Below are 17650 nucleotides of genomic sequence, written 5' to 3' on the forward strand. Positions count from 1 at the left end.
ACACATTCTAAAGACAATCCATTGGTGCATGATTACGATTTTTATCAGCGAAACCTTTATTTTTAATTCAGTTCTGAATCATTCTTCAACTTAGCTTTTCTTGTCACAACTAAGCCGCAGAGAACTACCAATGTCGTAACACCTAAGGACAATGAAGTCTCATAACTGTAGGCTGGAGATAAAAACATATAGATCAGCACACTTAAGATCACCAGAATGACTGCCCATGTCAGCCATGGAAATAGCCACATTTTAAACGCAATTTCAGTTCCATTTTTTTCGATTTGTGTTCTCAATTTAAGCTGTGAAAATGCAATCACTAAATAAACCAATAAGGCAATTGAACCTGTTGTAGACAGTAAAAATCCAAATACTTGGCCTGGAAATAAATAATTGACTGCACAGCAAATTAAGCCAACTACAGACGATGCAAATACAGCAATAGCAGGTACACCAGAGGCATTAATAGATGTGACCCATTGAGGTGCTTCTTTGCGTGTCCCCAATGAAAATAGCATCCTTGATGAACTATAAAGTGCGGCATTCATACAACTTGCAACCGCAATAAAGACTACACTATCAATAATCAATTTTGATTGAGGGACATTTAAACTGACCAAGACATATTGGAAGGTGCCTAATTGTTGTAATTGCGGTGAACGCCAATCTACCAGTGCAACCGTTATAAAAATTGAAACCACAAAAAATAAGATGACCCGATACAACACTAAATTGGTTGCACGTTTAATTTTTTGTTCAGGATCTTTTGATTCTGCTGCAGCGATCGATAGTATTTCTACACCAAAGAATGAAAATGCTGAAATCAATATTGCTGAAAGTACACCACCCAGGCCATTTGGCATAAATCCATCATTTTTGAACAGATTTTCTACACCACTCACGTCAGGTGCTAAGGGCCAAAATCCAAATATTGCGGTGAGTCCAATGGCGATAAAAATCACAATAGCCAAGACTTTTATCAGAGAAAACCAAAATTCAAACTCACCAAAACTTCGAGTACTAAAAAAGTTGGCTAAACTGAGAAGCACAATGAAGAATGTTGCAAATACAGCACTGGATATTGATGGAAACCATGCATGCAAAATTTCTGCACCGGCAATTGCTTCAATAGGAATAACTAAAACCCAAAACCACCAATATAACCATCCGATAGTAAAGCCAGCCCATGGCCCTATGGCTTTTCTTGCATAGGTTGAAAATGAGCCTGTGTCAGGTTGAGCTACTGCCATCTCCCCCAACATTCGCATGACTAAAAAAACCAATATACTGGTAATAATATATGCAAGAACAGCGGCTGGCCCGGCTTTTGCGATAGCAGCAGATGACCCAACAAACAGTCCAGCACCAATTACACCACCAATACTGATCATCGTGATATGCCGATTAGATAGCCCTGCACCCAGTTTTGCAGTTGATTTATGTGTGGCTAAGCTATCATCATGCATCGATTAGATTCCCTGTCTGCACGTTCAGTCGTACAAATCATTATTTCCAAGATCATTAGGAATAAAAAAGGGAAAACGCTGTGTTCTCCCTTGTTTTGTAACAATTTAATCTAGAAAATGAGTTTTTCATAGTTCTAATCAAAACTTTAAGATGCATCTTAATACCATTTTTTCATCTAATTCACTGTTATTACTTATATAATTTATATTTATTTAAAAACTTATTTGACCATTTTCTAGATGCAAAATATGGGCTTTTAAATAATCTAACTCATCACCATGATGCGTGACATATATCATCGGCAGCGCCGACTGTTCTTTCACCGTGTTTAAAAATGGCAATATTTGATCTTTCAGCCTGCGGTCCAGCCCTGTCAGCGGTTCATCTAACAGCAGCAAGTCAGGCTGTGACAGCAATGCGCGGCCTATGGAAACGCGCTGCGCCTCGCCGCCAGAAAGTTCATGTGCCCGCCGTTTAAGCAGCGGCTTTAACTCAAGTAAAGCCACAACTTGATGAAACTGAAATTGCGCATTTTTCTTTGCGCTTAACTTCTCTGCATATTGCAGATTTTGCTGCACATTCATATGCGGGAAAAGCCATGCTTTTTGAAAAATCAGCGCAATACGGCGTTTATGCATCGGCACATTAATCTTCTGCGCTATGTTGAACACTTCACGCTGATTCAGCGAAATATAACCTTGCTGCGGCTGCAGCAGACCGGCCAAATTTTTCAGCAGCGTAGATTTTCCGCTGCCTGATGGCCCCATAATGCCAAGCAGCTGTTCTTGCATCTGCAGCCGAGCCTGCAATTGAAAATCTGCATATTGAAACTGAAAATCACACTGAAGCATGGCTTGCTCCGAGTTTTCGCTGATAGCGCTGTAAAATATAATAATTAGCAATCAATGCACCAAAAGCTGCGACCAGTGAAAGTACAACTAAACGCATTGCGGCCTCTTCACCATTTGGCTGCTGTATCAGCGAATAAATGGCAATTGGAATGGTTCGAGTTTCCTCTGGAATATTGCCGACAAAGGTAATGGTTGCACCAAACTCACCTAGACTTCGGCTAAATCCTAAAATGCTGCCAATTAAAATCCCCGGTAAAGCCAGCGGCAGGCTGATCGAGGCAAATACCCGTAAAGGATGTGCGCCTAGTGAGCCTGCAACCTGCTCCAGCTGTTGATTGATCATTTGAAAAGACAAACGGATCGGCTGCACAATCAGCGGAAATGACACAATCATGGATGCTAAAACGGCGCCTTTCCAATTAAAGGCCAGTTGAATGCCCAATTCATTGAGTAGCTTGCCGATCCAGCCATTTGAACCAAATAAAATCAACAACAGATAACCCAAAACGACTGGCGGCAATACCATGGGCATTTGCAGTAAAGCTTCAACTATAAACTTCAAATGAAAATCATAACGTGCTAAAACCCATGCCAGTGCAATTGCAAATGGCAAGCAAAATAAAGTCGCACAAATGGAAACTTTGGCTGAAAGATACAGCGCACTCCACTCTTCTGGGCTAAGCATACTTTAGCCTTTCACGCCAAAACCATAATGCTTAAAAAGCATTTTGCTTTGCGCATGGTCTTTAAGATAACGGTAAAACTTCACGGCCTCAGGTTTAGCTGCGCCTTGATGTGTTAAAGCCAATGGATAAATGATCGGTTGATGAGTATGATTTGGAAAAATCCCGGCTATTTTAACTTTAGAACTGATCAGCGCATCGGTACGGTAAACAATCCCCGCTTGGCACTCACCGCGTTCAACAAAAGCCAAAGCCGATCGTACATCATCTGTCCCGACAATCCTTCCATTCAAACTTGATAGCCAGCCCAACTTGGTTAGGCTTTGTTTGGCATATTTTCCAGCAGGTACAGACTCCATTTGCCCTGTACATAAGTGACCTTTGAATGCCTTGGCAAAATTAAACTGCGGCACGGCTTTAAATTGCATATTCACCGCTTTAGGCGTAATCAGCACCAAATCATTGCTTAGCATGTTGAATACTTGCTTTGCAGGTATTTTCTGTTTTTGCACCAAATAATTCATCCAGTCCACATCTGCTGAAAAATACAAATCACTTGGCGCACCGGCTTCAATCTGTTTGGCTAAAGCAGATGACGCGCCAAATACCGGTACAATTTTGATGTCTGGATTCTGTGCCTGATATTGCTTTGCAATATCGCTGATAGCATTGCTTAAACTGGCTGCAGCATAAATTTTGACTGTTTCCGCCTGAGATGCGCCAGCAATGAAGCTCACTCCTACTGCTAAAATAAATTTGAATCGCATAGCAAACTCCTAATGCTGAATAAATACGCCTTGAAGAATTTGTCCTGCTTGCACAGACTGCCCTGCAGGAATCCGAACAATGCAATTGGCTTGCATTAAATTGCTCAACATATGCGACTGCTGTTTAGACAGGCTGGTTAGTTGAAGCTTGCCTTGCTTATCAAAGTGCGCCGACATTCTTAAAAACCGCTCACGTGCATCTGCTTTTAGGTCATGTGTCATGACTGCGCTGAACCAGTCCAGCGCAGGTGTTTGACCTTGTAGGGCTTTCAATAATCTATCTGTATAAATTTGCATGCCGACATAGACTGCAGCGGGGTTGCCCGGCAGTCCGAGTAAATAACAGGAACTGCTGTCAAGACGTCGATATTGTGCAAACAGCATCGGTTTGCCGGGTTTTTGTTTCACTTTCCAGAAAATTTGCTGAAAACCGATGTCCAAGGCTGCCGGCCGAACAAAATCATAATCACCGACAGATACGCCGCCAGTCGTTAAAATTAAATTAAAGCTGTCTTTTAAACGGTTGAATAAATCTAAAACCGCCTGTTTTTCATCTGCAATATGAATCACTTCAACTTGGACGTGCTGCGACTGAAACCATACTAAAATCAGCGGCGCATTGGCATCAAATATTTTACCTGCACGATAATCTTCTATATTTTGTGCAACTTCATCACCTGTAATGACCACCGCAACTTTAGGGTAAGCGTAGACCTCACAATGAGAAATACCTGCCATACTCAGTGCTGCAATTGCGCCCACAGAAAGTTTTTGGCCTTTTCTTGCCAATATTTGACCCTCTGAGAATTCCTCACCTGCATCACGAATATCCGCATGCTTATTTAAAACTGAAGTCAATTCAATTTGCTGTGCATCCGCTTTCACAATTTCTTGCCGTGCTACTGTAGTCGTGCCTTCAGGAATCGGCGCGCCAGTAAATATACGGACAGCTTGGCCTGCTTTTAAAATAGTTTCAGCCGTTTGCCCTGCGCGGATTTCTCCAATGAGCTCAAATTGCGTACCTGCTTTAATTTCACCCGCCGCGCAAATGGCATAGCCGTCTACAGCGCTTTGAGCAAATAAGGGCAGCTGAATTTGTGAATGCACATCTGCCGCCAAATAACGGCCTAAAGCGTGTTGAAGTTCCAAAGTTTCATGCGCCAAACTTTGTGTATGTGTCTGAATCAGCGCAAGAGCCTCGTCAACTGAAATCAGTCCAGCCTCAGCACCGCAGCCTGTATGCAATACAGCTTGGTTCATTGATAGCCTCCTGCATGCGGAATATTCTTCTGCACATCAAATAGATGTACCAAGGCAGGTAAAATGGCAATAAGTGATTCTTTTGCGCCTTGTCTGCTGCCCGGCAATGTAATGACAAGGCTGTTATCTATATAGCCCGCAACACCACGGCTAAGCGCAGCATAAGGCGTGCGTTTTTGACCAAAACTGCGTGAAGCCTCCATCAAACCCGGAATTTCACGTTTTAACAGCGGCTGTATCGTTTCTACAGTTAAATCTTTTGGCCCTAAACCCGTACCGCCAACCGTCAATATCAGCGGGTATTGATTTTTTTGCTGCTCAATCAAGGCAAGCAGTTGTTCAGGACTGTCTGGTATCACTTGATAGCTGATATTGCTGAAGTTTGCTTCTTCCAATATTTCGAGGACATTTTGCCCTGCAGTATCTGATTTTTTACCGGCAGCAACCGTATCTGAAAGCACAATAATCGACGCCGATAAGCTTTCTTTCAATACACGGGTAAAATGTGATTTACCGCCTTTTTTCTTTTGCAGTTTCACCTGATCTAGGCATAAATCTTCAGGCTCACAGTGCGGTTTCAGCATGTCATACAGCGTTAAACCGGCAAGACTGACCGCAGTTAATGCTTCCATTTCCACACCCGTTGGGCCAATGGTTTCGACCACAGCACTGATTTCGACATGCGCCTCAAATAATTCATATTCGACATCTGCACGGTAGATCGGCAGCGGATGACACAGCGGAATGAGTTCATCCGTGCGTTTTGCGCCCAATATACCTGCAATCCGTGCGGTTTTCAGCGCATCGCCTTTTTCTGTATTGCCATTACGCAGCAGTTCAATGCAATGTGGCGGTGCATGCAGTATTCCAGTTGCAATGGCTGTACGGTAACTTTCCGCTTTCATGCCCACATTTTTCATTGCTTTATCCTTATTTTGTTCATTTTCAGCTGTAATATTGAAAATATTGAATTTTGGGTTTTATAAATGCCATTGGTAAATATTGGCGTTCAAATGCATGGTCTGGCTATTTTGATGTGAATGTTCGCATGACTCGCTATGAACATGAGCATGCTTCGTTTCGTGATCTGCCACTTCAGGCGCGTGATCCTTACGAATACAGCAGCCCTCTACATATTGACTGCTGCCATCCATATAAAACTCTTCTTTCCAAACAGGCACTTCATGCTTTACACGTTCAACCGCTTCTTCGCAGGCTGCAAAAGCTTCACGGCGGTGCGGTGCATAAGCCATAGCAATAATTGCAGTATCACCAATATCTAAACTGCCAATACGATGCACAACCCGTACATATGACACGTCGTATTTGGCTTGAATTTCCTGTTCAATTTGTCGGATCATTTTCTCAGCCACAGGCGCATAAGCTGTATATTTCAGGGCTTTTACCGCTTTGCCTTCATGGTGATTACGAACCGCGCCAATAAATACACCTATACCGCCGCATTCAGGAAATGCCTCAATGCTGTCAAAATCAGCTTGGCTGAATACCGTATCTTGTATGCGTGAAATATGCTTGAGCTCCATATTCAGCCTCCCGCTACAGGTGACAGCAGCACAACGGTGCTGTCCTGCACCAATGCGGTTTGTCTTGGTACAATATCTTCCCCAATGGCACAGGCGCAGCGTTCAAGCATGCTGAATGACTCCGGAAATTGATCTGTAACTTGCTGTAAAACCTCTGCAATTGATTGCTGTGCCAAGCAAGTCAGACTTAAATTCGCTGGCAGCAGGCGTTCAATAGCGCCAAAAGATTCTATTTTGATGGTGATCTGAGTCATCTTTAACCTCCAATCATATGCATGCTGATTTTTCTAGATGGGCTGGATTGGGTAGTTATGGCATGAAAGCCTTGTTCCTTCTGCCAAATGTAACCGCCTAATTTTTGCTGCAAAGCCATTGCATCGAGCGGCATTAACTCTGTTGTTTTACTGCTTTTCAGCTGCTGAATTTCATGGCTGAGATTTAAACCTTTTCGGGCAAACAGGCAGTTAAAAAACTCGCCTTGCGCATTCAGTCTCAAACGGTCGCAGCTGCCGCAAAAAGAATTGCTGATGGTTGAAATAATACCTATAGGCAAGCCGTTGATTAAGTATGATCTGGCTGGTGACGCGCCTTGACCTTGCAGTGTTTGCACTTCAAAAGCAGTCTTTAGTTTATCCAGTATGTCTTGTTCAGTAACGACCGCAGCTTTAGACCAGTTTTGATCACCATCCAGCGGCATAAACTCGATAAACCGCAGTTCGAAACCTTTTTGCAGCGCCCATGCTGTTAATGGAATGATTTGCTGTTCATTTAGACCTTTGATTAACACAGCATTGATTTTTATTTCAAAGCCCGCTTGCTGAGCTGCTTCAATCCCGTCTAATACAGGCTGTAATTGTTTTTGCGTCAGCTGAAAAAATTGCGCTTCATCCAAACTGTCCAAGCTGATATTTATGCCATCTAGGCCAGCTTGTTTTAGGGCCTGTGCATATTGCTTCAGATAATGTCCATTGGTGGTCATGGAAATACGTTTAAGGCCTAGCTTTCTCAGCTGCTGCAGCTGTTCAATAAAATGCACAACGCCTTGACGCATAAGAGGTTCACCGCCGGTGATCCGGATTTGATCAATCCCGCGCAGCACCATAAACTCACAAAAATTGTAAAGTGATTCAAAACTAAGAAGATTATGCTTTTTCATCCACTCAGGATGTTCAGGCATGCAATAGACACATTTAAAATTACAGCGGTCTGTCACTGAAATGCGCAACTTGCGTTTTTCACGGCCAAACTGATCCTTAAAAATGGTCGCTGGCTGTAATTGTGTCATGCTGTTCATGTTTATCTTCCATGGTGCTGTCATTTGCCCTGTCTTAGCTCAGTACAAATTTTGCGCCCTCTTTTCTTGCAGTAAAAATTGCAATAAGTGTTCCAACTTTGCGCTTTTTTAAATAATTATTTTAAGCACTTTAGGTTTGATATTTTAATCAACAATATCAAACATTTACGTTTTATAGACCATAATATTAAACACAAATTGACGTTAAGGCGCTGATCTATAGGATATAAGCAGGCAGCTTTATTACTGAATAACGCGGTTGAAGTCTATCAATGGGACGTCATGCCTCTTCATTGGCTCAAAACTGCACTTGAACATCATCCATTCACATAAAAGCGCACAGCAAATTAAAACTTTTAAAGGAAATTCAGCTGACGGTGCTGCTGCAGCTCATCTAGAGAGTTAATACTGTGAAAAAAGAGTGCATTATTTTGAAAACGTGCAACTTGCATGTGCATTTTACTGAAACACCCCTTCAAACTGCGCTGTTTTTGATCAAGATGGGCTTGCAGCATTGTGAGACTGCTTCGTTTCAGCAAACAAAATGGATACAGCGCTTTGCCATTAATTTCCACAACTGCCACTTCACACAAGGGATCCCGCTGCATAGCCTGATGTAATCTCGAAAGCACTTTCTTCGGGATATAGGTCACATCGCACGGGACAAACAAAACATAATCCGACTGTACATGTGACCACGCGCTTTTCATGCCCATCAACGGCCCTAAAAAACCCGCTTCATCATCTTTATACAGCTTTATTGAAGGAATCATGCATTCATAGATTGAATGGTCACGATGGCTGTTAATCCAGACATTTGCAGCCCGTGATTTTAAACACTGATGAATCTTAATAAGCTGAATTTCATCATCAAATTTTTGTAAAACTTTATTTATACCGTTCATTCTGCGGGCTTGACCGCCCGCCAAAATGACCAAGTCTGTTTCTGGATAGCCTACTGATTTGGTGATTTTCTTCATCATTCTGCGTACTCCGTCTGACAGGCTTTAATTAAGCCTCGAATTTCTGATAAGCACGAACCGCAATTGCCGCCGGCCTTTAAACATGCAGTAACTTGTTTTTCATGGGTAATATTCTTTTCTTTAATGGTTTCGATAATGGTATTTTTACCGACTTTAAAGCAGCTGCACACCAGCGGACCTGCACTGTTGGTCATGTTCATCGGCTGACCTGCAAGCAGCGCTTTGCGGTGCGTTGCGCTGAGTCGTTCACGCTTAAACATGCCAGCAATCCAATCACGGTCTGGCAGCATAGAGCGTTGCGCAATATATAGACTGGCAATTAAATGCCCATCTTGCAGCACCACGGTATGACTCAAATCGGCAGTTTGATCTTCCAAATTCAGCCATTCAAAGCTTTCATCGGTAAATGGCAGTAATGTTTTCAGCTGCTGCGCTGTAGTGCTGAATTTTTGACGGTTTGCAAGTTCATAGCGAGTAGCTTTTGCTGTGGTGACTTTAGTCCACCAAATCGTATTTTGAATGGTAGATTGCACAATGTGTTCAAAGCCCTGACGCACGTACAGCACGCCTTGCCACTGTGTATAAAACGGCTGCACAAATACAGGTGTGTGTTTAAACTCAGGTTCGCCTGAAAGCGCATCAACCACAGGATTCACCACTTTGCCTATACGCGCATCCGATGCGACTTGGTCATTCCAATGAATTGGCGCAAAGATTTGACCGCGTCGAATTTTACTGCTGACCTGTGCACGTAAAATACATAAGCCCCACTGTGATTTCACCTCAACCAGTTCACCATCTTTGACACCAAATTTCAGTGCATCTTGCGGGTGTATTTCACAAAATGGCTCAGCGATATGCGTACTCAAATTTGCAGATAAACCTGTACGGCTCATGGTGTGCCATTGGTCACGGATACGGCCAGTATTTAAAATCAGCGGATATTCGCTGCAAACCTTATTTAGAGGATCAACAGCGGTTGTCGCGACAAATTTGGCTTTTGCATCGGCATGACTGAATTGGCCTGCTGCAAACAAACGGCTGACTGCATCAGCGCACTGATCTAACCGCCAAACTGGCCATTGCACAGGCTTTAATTCATCATAATCTTGTGCAGATAACTTACTTAAACCCTGCAAGTTAAAGTAGCGGAAAGACTCAGTTGTATCACGTTGATCTAAAGGCGCATTTTGATAAGCAGATAATTTTGCATGTTCAATAAATATGTCATAGCTGCTGCTGTAGTCAAAACCGCTATAACCCATCTTTTTCGCAACTTGTGCAATAGACCACCAGTCTGCTCTGGATTCACCCGGCGCATCTAAAAATGCAGTTTGACGTGAAATACGGCGTTCAGAATTGGTCACGGTTCCGTCTTTTTCACCCCAGCCCAATGCAGGTAAAAGCACATCTGCATATATTGCTGTGTCTGTGTCTTTGCAAATATCCGACACCACTACAAACTCGCATTGCTCTAAGGCACGTTTGACTTGATCTGCATCTGGCAAGCTCACAACAGGATTTGTCGCCATAATCCAAATGGCTTTGATTTTCCCGCTTTCTACAGCCTGAAACAGATCAACTGCTTTTAATCCCGCTTTATTGGCAATAAATGGACTTTGCCAAAACTCTTGTACTAATGCCTGATGCGCCGTGTTATCGACATCTAAGTGCGCAGCCAGCATATTGGCTAAGCCGCCAACCTCGCGGCCGCCCATCGCATTGGGCTGACCTGTCATAGAAAATGGCGCTGCACCTAATTTTCCGATTTTGCCTGTAAGTAAATGGCAATTAATAATACTGTTGGCTTTGTCTACACCGCGCGAAGACTGATTAACCCCCATCGAAAATAGCGACATAACTTTGTCAGTTTGCGCAAATTTTTCAAAAAATAGCTGTAATTTTTCTAAAGAAATACCTGTACGTTCAGCAACTGCTGTCATAGAAGTTTCTGTTTCACTTTGCTCCAGCGCTTGCATCAAACCTTGAGTATGTTTGGCGATAAAATCTACATCACTATGATTATTTTGTACTAGATACTGCAGCAAACCGTTGAACAGTGCGACATCTTGCCCCGGTAAAATCGGCAAATGCAAATCTGCAGCCTCACAGGTACTGGTAAAGCGCGGATCAATGACCACCACGAACAAATCACGTTCTTCTTTGGCTTTCATAATGCGCTGATACAGCACGGGATGGCACCATGCTGTATTGGATCCGACCAGCACCACCATATCTGTATGCTCAAAGTCTTCATAGCTTGCTGGTACAAGGTCTTCACCAAATGCACGCTTATGTGCCGCCACAGCCGATGACATGCAAAGCCGTGAATTGGTGTCAATATTTGCCGTACCTAAATAGCCTTTGACAAATTTGTTAACGGCATAGTAATCCTCCGTCAGCAGTTGGCCCGACACATAAAAAGCGATGCTTTCACGTCCGTAAAGATCTATACATTGCTGAAATTTTTCGGCAATCAAAGCTGTTGCTGTGTTCCAGTCTGTAGCCTGACGAGTATTAAATGGTGATGTTTGACGCCCAAGCATTGGCTGTAAGACACGTGTTTCTAATCCAATCGTATCGGCTAAGTTACTGCCTTTAATGCACAGCTTGCCATAGTTTGATGGATGGTTCGTATCGCCAGTCACACTGACTTTTTGCCCTAAAGCAGTCTGTTCAACTGTTGCGCTCACGCCGCAGCCGACACCACAATATGGACAGGTGGTTTGCGTTGTTTTAATTTTATTTTCTGTGGAGCTATGCAGTTCCACGATCGGGATGCTATTCACTTCTGCCGGCTCCTTTTTCCAAACTCAATTAATTGAGTGTTACGACCAATTTCAAAAGATGACTAAATTATTTAAATTTAAGTTAAAACTAACTATCGTGTGGTGGCATGGATGCCACCGTTGGGCGGGGTATAGGATGTACCCTTCGCCCAACAAAGGATTTTTGTCACTTTTGATCCTTCAAAAGTGAGGCAACACCTACGCAAATACAAATTTCTTAAAAATGAAATTGCGCGGTCGTGACTATATTCTTTGATTAATAATGAATCACCCTGCTTTCTTTAATGCAAAATCCTTACCAAACAGCAATTTGTTTCGGATACTTGAAATTGGAGTTTGATCTGAAATCAATTCTGCATACCACGCACCGTCTTCTGTATCACCAAACAGCACAGCGCCAATCACTCTATCTTTTTGAATAATAATGCGTTTATAAATTTGACGCTTTTCATCATTCAAAATGATGTCTTCAAAATCATCCTGCGGTTCAAAGTTTCCTGCTGAAAATACGTCACAGCCGCTGACTTTTAACTGCGTCGGAACCATAGGCGCTTTGAAGGTTAAGCTGCCATGTTCAGCCAAATGTGATGCACAAATGAAAGCCTGTCCCCAAAGCGGTTCAACCAGACCAAAGGTTTGACTGCGGTGTTCAATACATTCCCCAACGGCATATATACTTGGGTCAAAGGTTTGCATGGTGTCATTCACCATCACACCGCGTCCGCATCGAAGCTCTGCACTTTGTGCCAATGCAATATTTGGACGAATACCAACTGCAAACACGACAAGATCTGCAGCTAATACCGTGCCATCCTGCAAACGTAATTGCGTCACATGACTATCTTGCCCAATTAACTCTTGGGTATTCGCTGCAGTCAAAATCCGAATGCCTTTTTGCTCAATCGCTGATTTCAGCATCAGGCTGGCTTTTTCATCCAGCTGACGGTCCATAATACGATCCATCAAATGCAATACCGTAACATTCATGCCACGCTGTTTCAGACCATAAGCTGCTTCTAGCCCTAATAAACCGCCGCCAATCACCACTGCATTTTGCTTAGATTTACAGTAATCCAGCATGCGGTTTACATCATAAATATCACGGAAGCTGAGAACACCTTTTAAGTCAGTTCCCGGTATAGGCGGAATAAATGGCTTAGAACCTGTCGCTAAAATCAGACGGTCATAATCGATGACCAAGCCTTTTTCTGTGTATACCTGCTTGCGCGGACGGTCTATGCGTACCGCCGCATCACCTGCTACAAAACGGATATTTTTGTCTTTATACCAAGCATGTGAATGCAGCATGATATCTTCAATGGTTTTATCACCTGAAAGCACAGGTGAAAGCATAATGCGGTTGTAATTGCCCCAAGGCTCTTCGCCTATGACTGTAATTTCATAACGCTCTGGCGCCATATCCAGCAGATCTTCTAAGCAACGCATACCCGCTAAGCCATTGCCGACCAAAACTAGTTTCATCAGTTCAGACGATGGCGCGTTATTGGTAATATAGGTTTTTTGAGCAGTTGGACTAATCAGCACACGGCCATTTTCAATTTTGCTTGGAAAAACCAAGAGTTTTTGGTCTTTATCTTCTAAGCAGCGTCCAGTAGCAAGGCTGAAATGCTGTTTATAAATGGGTGATGCAATAACACGTTCACCCTGCAAGTCACCAATAATACCGCGGGACATAACATAGGCTTGGCTAAATGGGTCTTGATTGCTGAGCGCATAAACCCGCTTTTCTTCACCGACACGGAATATCGCAATTTGCTGATTTTCAATCAGTGCGCCCACACCTGTATTTGGCGTAATATCATCTAATGCACAAACATCAAACCAGTCTAAATCATTCATTTCTTTTAAAATTGTCATATTCTTGATCCTTTTTAAACTTCTTTTAGATCACTATCTTTTCATTTTCGCCTTAGCGAGAAACCGAATAAGGATGTAAATCAAATAAAAGAAGTTTTAAATTCGTTATTCTCTTAAGCTTCAACCACTGGAATGCGTGTCGTATCGCGTTCAGCTTCTGTTTTGGGTCTGATTTGACCGCGAACGGATGCAAACTGAATATGCGGATCATTTTGCTGTTCTGCTTTTGCATTCACGAAAGTCACAAAGCGTTTACGTACTTCAGGATCTTCTACAGCAGTACGCCATTCATCTTGATATGTACCCACAACATGGCTCATACGGCGTTCAAGTTCAGCAGCTACGCCAAGCGAATCATTCACAACGACATCTTTCAGGTAATCTAAACCGCCTTCCATGTTGTCGCGCCATACAGAAGTACGCTGCAAACGGTCTGCTGTTTGAATGTAGAACATAAAGAAACGGTCAATGTATTTGATCAATGTTTGCGTATCTAAGTCTGATGCCAAAAGCTCTGCGTGACGCGGCTTCATACCGCCGTTGCCGCATACATAAAGGTTCCAGCCTTTTTCAGTCGCAATCACGCCAACATCTTTACTTTGCGCTTCAGCACATTCACGGGTACAGCCTGATACTGCCATTTTCAATTTATGCGGTGAACGCAGGCCTTTGTAGCGGTTTTCTAGGAAAATCGCCAAACCCACAGAGTCGTCTACGCCATAGCGGCACCAAGTACTGCCGACACATGATTTCACTGTACGCAATGATTTACCGTATGCATGACCAGACTCAAAACCTGCAGCAATCAATTTTTCCCAAATTTCAGGCAACTGATGCACTTGTGCACCAAACATATCGACACGCTGACCACCTGTCAGTTTGGTATATAGACCATATTCTTTCGCAATTTGACCTACGGCAATTAATCCATCCGGAGTAACTTCACCGCCTGCCATACGTGGCACGACTGAATAAGAGCCGTCTTTTTGTATGTTGCCTAGGTAGTAGTCATTACTGTCTTGCAAGCCTGCATGGCTTGGTTTAAGTACAAAGTCATTCCAGCATGACGCTAGGATATTGGCTGCCGTCGGTTTACAGATGTCACAGCCTAAACCATGGCCATGCTGTTGAATCAGGTCATCAAAGGTTTTGATTTCGTTCACACGTACCAAGTGATAGAGCTCTTGGCGTGAATAAGCAAAGTGTTCACATAAATGGTTATTTACCGTTACACCTTGACGCTGAAGCTCCGATTTAAGTACTTGAGTGACTAATGGCGCACAGCCGCCGCAAGCTGTTGCAGCTTTGGTGCATTTTTTCAATGCGCCTAAAGAAGTCGATCCGTCAGCAATGGCTGAGCAAATGTCTGCTTTAGAGACGTTGTTACATGAACAAATCGTTGCACTGTCTGGCAGCAGATCGACACCGCTGCCGCCCGATTTACCAGCAGATTGTGCATAGCCCGGCATGATTAAGCTTTCAGGGCTTTCTGGAACTTCTAAGCCATTCAGCATCATTTGCAACAGGTCATTGTATTCTTTAGCACAGCCCACCAATACTGCACCAAGCAGCTTAGTTTTCTCTGCATTCACGACTATTTTTTTATAAACCTGAGCTGCTTCATCTGCATAGAAATAGCTTAAAGAATTTGGTGTCATTGCATGCGCATCGCCTACAGATGCAACATCAACACCCATCAGTTTCAGCTTGGTGCTCATATCTGCACCAGCGAAAAGCGTGCAGTTTTGTTCCATCACATGCTTTGCTGCAATACGCGCCATGTCATAGCCCGGCGCAACCAGGCCATAAATTTTATTTTGCCAAAGCGCACATTCACCAATGGCATAAATGTCTGGGTTTGAAGTTTGGCAATAGTCATTAATCGCAATGCCGCCACGCTCACCAATGGCTAAACCACTTTGGCGCGCTAATTCATCGCGTGGGCGGATACCTGCAGAGAATAAGATGATGTCGGTTTCCAGTTCAGAACCATCACCAAACTTCATTACATGCTTCGCATTTGCACCGTCTTCAATGCAAGATGTTGATTTTTGCGTATGGACTTTAACACCTAGATTTTCAATTTTCGAGCGTAAAACTTTACCGCCTAGATCATCAATCTGAACTGCCATTAAGCGTGGTGCAAATTCAACAACATGGGTTTCTAAGTTTAAATCACGCAGCGCTTTTGCTGCTTCCAGACCCAATAAACCGCCGCCAATCACCACACCTGATTTTGCATTCAAGCTTGCAGCACGAATAGCATCTAGGTCGTCAATGGTACGGTACACAAAGCAGTTTTCACGCTCATTGCCTGGAATTGGCGGCACAAATGCATATGAACCTGTTGCGAGCACCAGCTTGTCAAAAGAAAGAATATCACCGTGATTGGTCGTGACCGTTTTATTACGCTGATCAATTTCAACCGCTTTGGTGCTCAGGCGTAAATCTATACCGTATGCATCAGCAAAGTCGCTGCGGCACAGGGTTAAGTCTTTCGCTGACTTGCTGCTGAAGTATTCAGTTAAATGCACACGGTCATAAGCAAGACGCGGCTCTTCAGCTAAAATGGTTAATTCAACATCATCACCTGCGTGTTCCAGTACAGATTCGATAAACTTGTGGCCAACCATGCCATGTCCAATCATGATGATTTTCATATTCTTACTCCGCAATTTTTTTTTGTTTGCCCCTAAAGCGCTATGTTTTGTTTAGAGGCAACTTTCAGTATTAGTTTTGAGCTTCAGCTAGATTTCTTTCATTCACAGCTTGTTCAAACAAACGCTGTTCTTTTTCTTTATGCTCTACAGAAAAGCGGATCATCAGTACACAGCTGGCTGCAATCACCACCAAACCGCCAAGCACCATTAGCGTGGTTTGTATATCCAGCATGCCTTTAAGCAAAAAACCTGCAGCCACTGCACCTACGTTACCGCCTGCACCGATAATGCCTGCAACACCGCCTAAAGCATCACGGTCAATGAATGGCACCAGCGCATAGGTAGCACCGCAAGCCATATGTGTGAAGAGCGCAAAGACTGTCATTGCAAGGATTGCAAGCACTGCAGTATTCATTTGTGAGAAGACAATCAGGAATAAGCCTTCTAGCAGAATCATGGCAAATAACACTTTGGTACGGCCATCTAAGCCTTTTTTAGTCGCTACTTTGTCCGAAACAATGCCGCCAAGCGCACGAGCAAACAATGCAAGCAAACCAAAGATACCTGCTGCCATACCCGCCTCTTTTAATCCAAAGCTGAAATGGTCGACGTAGTACATTGCTACAATGTTGTGAATAAAGATTTCAATACCGAAACAAGCTGCGTAAGCGCCAAATAGAATCCATACACGGTAATTGCGTGCTGCATGCATTAGAATTGCCAAGCCGCCTTTTTTGTCACTGCCAACACTGATGCCTTGTTCGCGAAGTTCTTTAAAGTTGCCTTGCGGACAGTCTTGTGTGAACTTCCAGTAAAGCGCACCAACAATCAGCATCATCACACCGGGTACAATCAGCGCAATACGCCAGCCCATCGCTTGCTCTACACCAAACATAACGAGTGCGCCAAGCAGTAAAGGCATAAGGGCTTGAGTTGCACCGCCGCCTGCATTGCCCCAGCCTGCTGTTGCAGCATTGGCTGTACCCACAACATTAGGCGCAAACATAATGCTTGTATGGTATTGAGTGATGACGAAGCTTGCGCCAATCGCGCCGATCAGCAAGCGGAAGAAAAGAAAGGATTCATAGCTGCTCGCAGAAGCGACACCAAAGACTGGAATACTGCCGATGATTAATAAAGCTGTATAGGTTTTACGCGGGCCATATTTATCACATAAAGGACCAACGATCAGACGGACTAAAATCGTGATCGCAACAGCGGCAATATTAATATTGGCAATTTGATCTTTCGTGAGGTGAAATTCGCCAGCAATCACTGGCATCAACGGTGCACAGGCAAACCATGCAAAGAAGCAAACAAAGAATGCGAGCCAACTCATGTGGAAGGCCCGCATTGCTGCTGAAGAAAAATTAAATAGACTTATTTTTGTGGCTTTTTTGGCATTTAAATTTGAAGACATAACCTTCTCCTGACTGAACTGAACGCATGAATTACTCGGTTATGTCGCTAACAC

General features: G+C 43.4%; 14 protein-coding genes. All 14 read right to left on the reverse strand.

Going from position 1 to position 17650, the window contains the following annotated elements:
• Positions 1-62: 62 nt before the first annotated feature.
• On the reverse strand, positions 63-1466 hold the full coding sequence (locus FTU64_RS13095; RefSeq protein ID WP_180059954.1) for an amino acid permease: 1404 nt from the start codon (positions 1464-1466) through the stop codon (positions 63-65).
• Between the two features lie 213 nt (positions 1467-1679).
• On the reverse strand, positions 1680-2318 hold the full coding sequence (locus FTU64_RS13100) for an ATP-binding cassette domain-containing protein (RefSeq protein WP_180059956.1): 639 nt from the start codon (positions 2316-2318) through the stop codon (positions 1680-1682).
• Positions 2305-3003, reverse strand: a complete 699-nt coding sequence (gene modB, locus FTU64_RS13105; RefSeq protein WP_180059958.1) for a molybdate ABC transporter permease subunit — start codon at positions 3001-3003, stop codon at positions 2305-2307. The genes FTU64_RS13100 and modB overlap by 14 nt, the downstream gene beginning before the upstream one ends.
• A 3-nt stretch (positions 3004-3006) precedes the next feature.
• Positions 3007-3768, reverse strand: coding sequence for a molybdate ABC transporter substrate-binding protein (modA, locus tag FTU64_RS13110; protein ID WP_180059960.1), 762 nt, complete (start codon positions 3766-3768; stop codon positions 3007-3009).
• Between the two features lie 9 nt (positions 3769-3777).
• Entirely contained in the window at positions 3778-5028 is a 1251-nt protein-coding gene (locus tag FTU64_RS13115) for a molybdopterin molybdotransferase MoeA (protein ID WP_180059962.1), read from the reverse strand.
• On the reverse strand, positions 5025-5948 hold the full coding sequence (gene moaCB, locus FTU64_RS13120; protein WP_180059964.1) for a bifunctional molybdenum cofactor biosynthesis protein MoaC/MoaB: 924 nt from the start codon (positions 5946-5948) through the stop codon (positions 5025-5027). The genes FTU64_RS13115 and moaCB overlap by 4 nt, the downstream gene beginning before the upstream one ends.
• Positions 5949-6008: 60 nt before the next feature.
• The gene (locus FTU64_RS13125; protein WP_180004420.1) at positions 6009-6572 is read right to left on the reverse strand and encodes a molybdenum cofactor biosynthesis protein MoaE; all 564 of its coding nucleotides are present in this window, start codon (positions 6570-6572) and stop codon (positions 6009-6011) included.
• Between the two features lie 2 nt (positions 6573-6574).
• Positions 6575-6826 (reverse strand): MoaD/ThiS family protein, encoded by a 252-nt coding sequence (locus tag FTU64_RS13130; protein ID WP_180059966.1) that lies wholly within the window; start codon positions 6824-6826, stop codon positions 6575-6577.
• A 2-nt stretch (positions 6827-6828) separates the two neighbouring features.
• Entirely contained in the window at positions 6829-7866 is a 1038-nt protein-coding gene (moaA, locus tag FTU64_RS13135) for a GTP 3',8-cyclase MoaA (RefSeq protein ID WP_180059968.1), read from the reverse strand.
• A 356-nt stretch (positions 7867-8222) separates the two neighbouring features.
• Entirely contained in the window at positions 8223-8846 is a 624-nt protein-coding gene (locus FTU64_RS13140) for a molybdenum cofactor guanylyltransferase (protein ID WP_373886578.1), read from the reverse strand.
• Positions 8846-11638, reverse strand: a complete 2793-nt coding sequence (locus tag FTU64_RS13145; RefSeq protein ID WP_180059971.1) for a nitrate reductase — start codon at positions 11636-11638, stop codon at positions 8846-8848. Before FTU64_RS13145 ends, FTU64_RS13140 begins: the two co-directional genes overlap by 1 nt.
• Before the next feature lie 267 nt (positions 11639-11905).
• A complete protein-coding gene (gene nirD / locus FTU64_RS13150; RefSeq protein ID WP_180059973.1) occupies positions 11906-13516 on the reverse strand; it encodes a nitrite reductase small subunit NirD in 1611 nt (536 codons plus the stop codon).
• Positions 13517-13629: 113 nt separating this feature from the next.
• Positions 13630-16176 (reverse strand): nitrite reductase large subunit NirB, encoded by a 2547-nt coding sequence (gene nirB / locus FTU64_RS13155; RefSeq protein ID WP_218950868.1) that lies wholly within the window; start codon positions 16174-16176, stop codon positions 13630-13632.
• 70 nt (positions 16177-16246) lie between these two features.
• Positions 16247-17596, reverse strand: a complete 1350-nt coding sequence (locus FTU64_RS13160; RefSeq protein WP_180009439.1) for an MFS transporter — start codon at positions 17594-17596, stop codon at positions 16247-16249.
• Between the last annotated feature and the right edge of the window lie 54 nt (positions 17597-17650).

Origin of the sequence: Acinetobacter sp. YH12128 (assembly GCF_013418655.1) — a bacterium.
Taxonomy (GTDB): domain Bacteria; phylum Pseudomonadota; class Gammaproteobacteria; order Pseudomonadales; family Moraxellaceae; genus Acinetobacter; species Acinetobacter amyesii.

What these genes read in the sequence shown, in the direction of transcription:
- FTU64_RS13095 (WP_180059954.1), bottom strand. Translation starts at nt 1,466, where the DNA reads ATGCATGATGATAGCTTAGCCACACATAAATCAACTGCAAAACTGGGT.
- FTU64_RS13100 (WP_180059956.1), bottom strand. Translation starts at nt 2,318, where the DNA reads ATGCTTCAGTGTGATTTTCAGTTTCAATATGCAGATTTTCAATTGCAG.
- modB (WP_180059958.1), bottom strand. Translation starts at nt 3,003, where the DNA reads ATGCTTAGCCCAGAAGAGTGGAGTGCGCTGTATCTTTCAGCCAAAGTT.
- modA (WP_180059960.1), bottom strand. Translation starts at nt 3,768, where the DNA reads ATGCGATTCAAATTTATTTTAGCAGTAGGAGTGAGCTTCATTGCTGGC.
- FTU64_RS13115 (WP_180059962.1), bottom strand. Translation starts at nt 5,028, where the DNA reads ATGAACCAAGCTGTATTGCATACAGGCTGCGGTGCTGAGGCTGGACTG.
- moaCB (WP_180059964.1), bottom strand. Translation starts at nt 5,948, where the DNA reads ATGAAAAATGTGGGCATGAAAGCGGAAAGTTACCGTACAGCCATTGCA.
- FTU64_RS13125 (WP_180004420.1), bottom strand. Translation starts at nt 6,572, where the DNA reads ATGGAGCTCAAGCATATTTCACGCATACAAGATACGGTATTCAGCCAA.
- FTU64_RS13130 (WP_180059966.1), bottom strand. Translation starts at nt 6,826, where the DNA reads ATGACTCAGATCACCATCAAAATAGAATCTTTTGGCGCTATTGAACGC.
- moaA (WP_180059968.1), bottom strand. Translation starts at nt 7,866, where the DNA reads ATGAACAGCATGACACAATTACAGCCAGCGACCATTTTTAAGGATCAG.
- FTU64_RS13140 (WP_373886578.1), bottom strand. Translation starts at nt 8,846, where the DNA reads ATGAAGAAAATCACCAAATCAGTAGGCTATCCAGAAACAGACTTGGTC.
- nirD (WP_180059973.1), bottom strand. Translation starts at nt 13,516, where the DNA reads ATGACAATTTTAAAAGAAATGAATGATTTAGACTGGTTTGATGTTTGT.
- nirB (WP_218950868.1), bottom strand. Translation starts at nt 16,176, where the DNA reads ATGAAAATCATCATGATTGGACATGGCATGGTTGGCCACAAGTTTATC.
- FTU64_RS13160 (WP_180009439.1), bottom strand. Translation starts at nt 17,596, where the DNA reads ATGTCTTCAAATTTAAATGCCAAAAAAGCCACAAAAATAAGTCTATTT.